Origin of the sequence: Methanosarcina sp., from assembly GCF_035390745.1 — an archaeon.
Classification (GTDB): Archaea; Halobacteriota; Methanosarcinia; order Methanosarcinales; family Methanosarcinaceae; genus Methanosarcina.
This window is the reverse complement of record NZ_DAOOUJ010000109.1, coordinates 1-4,701: the sequence shown is the minus strand read 5'-3', so window position 1 is coordinate 4,701 and position 4,701 is coordinate 1. Positions and strand designations below refer to the sequence as shown.

Here is a 4,701-nt window from a genome sequence, read left to right as displayed (position 1 = left end):
AATAAGAATCTAATTTTTCTTACCCATAAAAAGAAATTTAAACCCAGACGTACCCGGCAAATCAAAGATTCGGTTTGCAGTCCATTCTATCTATAAAATTCTCGTATGTAATATAATCTTTACGATACATGAAAAAACAAGATTTTTTTTGCATTTATATGTGTAAATTTTTACATTATTCTTATTTATAAAATTAAACAATTCCATGTAAAATTCAGGTTATTTTTTTCCTTCACACCTTGATTCTTCTGAGGTATATTTCCCGGCTTTCTTTTTTGCGGGAAAAGCCGCTTTCCTTCGTCGAGCGTAAAAAAGAAAAGTGTGATAAAAAGGGTGTGGGTGTACCGCTTACGAATCTAACGATTTAATCTTCTTGAACGGGGTTTACTGCTGGAATTCGTATTTTGTTTCACACAACTGCTTTCCTGAACTGGTATGTTCCAAGAAGCAGCACAACTCCGGCTCCTATTGCAAGGCCGATGATCCCGTGAACAGGTATTCCACCTTCAAACAGCGTTCTTGTACTGTCTATTGCATAGCTTACCGGATTGAGTCTTGCGAGTGTCCTCAGCCATGCAGGCATAACATCGTAAGGCATAAGTGCGCTACTCGTGAAAAACAGAGGCATGCTGATCATGCTGTTAACAGCCGCATAACTGTCGTGGTCGCTCAGGTACAGCCCTATCATGGTCGAGAGTGCAGAGAATAATACTGAAAACAAAAACAGCGTGAGATATATCAGAACTATGTTTACGGGGTTCAGTATTCTTACTCCCAGAATTGTGGCTATCAGGAGGATTACTGTCGCCTGAAGTAGCCCCCTTACACTGATAAAAAGGATTTTTCCGTACAGCATACTTTCTCTCGGCGATGGCATTGCTAGAAACTTATTTAAAAAACCCAGTATCTTATCAAAAATCATAAGCGATCCTCCCTGAAGGGAGGAAAAAAGGGTAGTCATGACAAGGATTCCCGGGGTGATGAATTGAATATAATTATCAGTAAACTTTGTAGGCAGGGCAAGCCCGACAAATACCAGCCAGGCGGCAGGCATCACAAGCGAAGAAATAACGGTTATCCTTCCTCTCAGCCATTTTACAAGATCCCTTTCAAAATAGTAATATATTGCTTTCATCATCTCCGCCTCAGAAGATTCCTGAACTGTGTTGAATTAAACCCTGCCTGCTCTTCAGGGGTTTTGACTTTCTCAAGGAAAACGTCATTGAGCGAGGCATTTTCTCCTATCGAGCTTACAAGGTTCTCTGGCGAACCGACAGCTGCTACTTTCCCTTTATCAATAATGGCGACCCGGTTGCAGTATTTTTCTGCCTCTTCAAGATAATGGGTAGTCATGAAAATAGTCATCCCTTCGGCTTTCAGCATCTTAATATGCTCCCAGATCTTCCTTCTGCCGCTAACGTCCAGGCCGAGGGTTGGTTCGTCGAGAAAAAGGACTTCAGGCTCGTGCACAAGTGCCTGGGCAAGTTCAAGGCGCCGCCTCATCCCTCCGGAGTATTTTGCTACAAGGTCTCCGGCTCGGTCCGAAAGCCCCATCATTTCAATCACTTCGTCTACCTTTGAATTCCTGTTCGGGATTCCGTAGAGCTTTGCAAAAAGCAGCACATTTTCCCTGCCTGTCAGCTTTCTGTCCACTGCCATATCCTGAGGGACATAGCTTATCTTTGACCTCACTTTCTTTGAATCCTTAACAATATCATACCCGCAGACTTTTGCAGTGCCGCTGCTCGGCCTTAACAGGGTTGTAAGCATCATAACTGTCGTACTTTTGCCTGCTCCATTGGGACCCAGAAGCCCAAAAATCTCGTTTCCCACATCGAGGTCGAGATTATCTACAGCAAGCAGGTTCCCGAACGATCTGGATAATTTTCTGATTTCTATCACAGGTATCCCCTGGCGATTGCATAAACAGGTCTTAAGCCTGAAGTGTAATAAATTCCACCTGTATACAGGTTGTAAAGAAGTTTTATAATCACAATACTTACGGCAGTAAAAATACAGACCGTAACCACTGCCTTATCAAAATCCGAAAATTTCAGTTTTTTGAGGTATGTCCTTTCAGTGTTTGCCCGGAAAGCCCTGCTCTGAATGGAAACTGCAAGGGTGCCGGTTCTCCTTACGCAGTTTGAGAGGGTAGGGGTCAGTATATTAAGCGATGTTTTGATGATCCCCGATCCAAACCTTTTAGGGTTAAAACCCCTGAGCCTCTGGACTGTTACCACGGTAGCCACCTCGGTGATTATTATAGGAAGGAACCTGACCGCTGTAACCACCATAAAAGCCACGCTGTAAGGGACTCTTAGCCCGACAAGTCCGTTTAACATATCCCTTGAATCCGTGGTCCAGCACATCAAAAGTCCCAGGGACAGGATTGAAGCAGACCTCAAACCCTGAACTGCACCGTGCTTGAGCCCTTCTGCATATACAAACAGCCCTCCGTTTGTCAGCCAGCCCAGAATCGGAAAATCAGGGCTGATTATCGTAAAAATCACAGTTCTCGGAAGCTGGGAATAAAAAAGTGCCTGGGAATAGATGGTTCCCCAGATCAAAAGTATGAGCAAAATGGCAAGGGTTTTGAGTTTTATTGCAGGCATCCTTGCAAATGCAAACCCGGATAGTACGATCAGAAACAGCAAAAACATGGTTTTTGGATTGTCCAGGGTTACAGCTACAAAAGCAGTGGAAATCAGGATCAGGATCTTTGCCCTGGGATCCATCCTGTGAATTATAGTGTCTTTAATTGTCGGTTCTGCAATTGATCTGGCACCTATCATATTACCACTTCAGAACTTCTATGAGTCAGCGTTTCTACAAGTTCTGTAATCGAAAAGGCATCAATTCCGAGATAGTTTGCAATTTCTACAACGGGAGGCTGGGTAAGGGATGCTTTCCTGAGGATATCGATATTCTTTATAACATCTCTTCCTCTCCCATCCGCTATAATCTGGCCCTCATTCATCACAAGAATTCTTGTGGCATAGAGCATTGCAATCTCAATGTCATGGGTACAGAACACAAGCGTGGAACCTTTGTTTTTGAAATAATCCATCATTTGTTCTATATTCACCCTGTCCTGCCCTGTTGTGGGCTCATCAAGAAGAATAAGCTCAGGGTCAATAGAAATTACCGAGGCAACAGCTGTCCTCAACCTCTGCCCTCTGCTCAGGGACTGGGGGAGATCCTGCTTGAGGTTCAGAATCGACATCGCTTCAAGAGAAATCCTTGCCCTTTCCTCTATATTTTCGAACTTTAACTGTACAGGCCCGAACCTTGCCTCTTCCTCAGCCGAATCACAGAAAAGCATAAGGTCCGGATTCTGGAACACAAACCCTATTCTGCCTGCAAAAGAGTATGGATTTTTTGATTTTGTGTCCTCCTCGAAGACCTTTACACTTCCTTTATACGGCTTGAGCATGGCTGCAAGGTTCAAAAGAAGGGTTGATTTGCCCGAGCCATTTGTACCCATAACCGCAACCCTTTCGCCTCTGCGGATTTCCAGGTTTATGCCTTTAAGTACCATCTTATTTTTATCATATCCTGACCACAGATCCCGGATTGAGACCAAAGGTTCGGTGTTTTCTACAGAACAGCCCATGTTGATTCTTTTTTCCGGATCATGACGCGTTAAATATCTCCTCGTTTTTTCTTTAAAGTCCCCGTTGTTCAGCAGAGGAAACGTTTCCTCCGCACTGAAGGGGCTTGCCTTTATCCCAAGAGTGTGGCAGATTTCAACCGGTTCAGGAACACGAAGCCCCAGCCTGTGGAAGACATCCAGATGCTCAAAAGCTTTTGAGGCGGGCTGGTCAAAGATTATTTTTCCGCTGTCCATTATGACAACCCTGTCTGCAAAAGGTGCGAGCTCGTGCAGCCTGTGCTCTACCAGCAGAATGGTTATTTTCAGTTTCCGGTTGAGATCCCTGACAGTATTCAGGATCTCCTGTGTACCCGCAGGGTCCATCTGGCTAACTGGCTCGTCCATGGCAAGAATTTCAGGCATCATCGCGAGCATGCTTGCAATGCAGATCCTCTGTTTCTGCCCCCCCGAAAGAGCATTCGTGGAGCTCAGCCTGTGTCCTGACATTCCAACCATCTGAAGGGCTTCTCCTACTTTTTTATCAATCTCTTCCCTCTCAAAACAGAGGTTTTCAGGTCCAAAAGCGACTTCGTCCTCAACAGTTGTAGAAAAGATCTGGTCGTCGGGGTTCTGGAATACAAGCCCGACCTTCCTTGAAAGCTCCATCTGGTTTGAATTTCCTGTATCTATTCCTGAGATCTTTATGCTGCCTGAAAATATTCCTCCGGATTCATGGGGAATTATGCCGTTAAGTGTTTTCAGCAAAGTGCTCTTCCCGCAGCCGGTAGGCCCTGTCAGGAGGACAAATTCTCCTTCTTCTATTTTCAGGTTGACCCCTCTTAAAGTCGGTTCCGTTCTCCCCGGATATGTGTACCAGAGATCCTTGATCTCTACTGCCGTATCGCCTTTGTTCTGTCTCACTGTACCACCCTCACTGTACACCCTGATTTTGCTGCTTTTTCTCCCGCCTTATTCTGCCACTTTTTTCAGCCTGTTCCCCAGGCTTATCCCGAACCAGGCTCCTATGAATGTGTAGAGGAACCCGTCGATCAGGATATTCGCCGTTATGTACCAGCTGCTGTAAAACAGCCGATAAAGCACCATCCAGA

4 protein-coding genes are annotated in these 4,701 nt (G+C 44.9%); all 4 read right to left on the bottom strand.

Features of this window, described 5'->3' with window-relative positions; translation table 11 throughout:
* Positions 1-409: 409 nt before the first annotated feature.
* The 4 genes from PLL47_RS14450 to PLL47_RS14435 are packed head-to-tail and all read right to left on the bottom strand — an operon-like array spanning position 410 to position 4,513.
* Positions 410-1,138: an ABC transporter permease gene (locus PLL47_RS14450; RefSeq protein WP_324447210.1), complete on the bottom strand. Its 729-nt coding sequence runs from the start codon at positions 1,136-1,138 to the stop codon at positions 410-412.
* A complete protein-coding gene (locus PLL47_RS14445; RefSeq protein WP_324447208.1) occupies positions 1,135-1,902 on the bottom strand; it encodes an ABC transporter ATP-binding protein in 768 nt (255 codons plus the stop codon). Before PLL47_RS14445 ends, PLL47_RS14450 begins: the two co-directional genes overlap by 4 nt.
* The gene (locus PLL47_RS14440) at positions 1,899-2,792 is read right to left on the bottom strand and encodes an energy-coupling factor transporter transmembrane component T family protein (protein ID WP_324447206.1); all 894 of its coding nucleotides are present in this window, start codon (positions 2,790-2,792) and stop codon (positions 1,899-1,901) included. Before PLL47_RS14440 ends, PLL47_RS14445 begins: the two co-directional genes overlap by 4 nt.
* Positions 2,789-4,513 carry an ABC transporter ATP-binding protein gene (locus PLL47_RS14435; RefSeq protein ID WP_324447204.1) on the bottom strand — a complete coding sequence of 575 codons (1,725 nt, stop codon included), beginning with the start codon at positions 4,511-4,513 and terminating at the stop codon, positions 2,789-2,791. The genes PLL47_RS14440 and PLL47_RS14435 overlap by 4 nt, the downstream gene beginning before the upstream one ends.
* Positions 4,514-4,701: the final 188 nt, after the last annotated feature.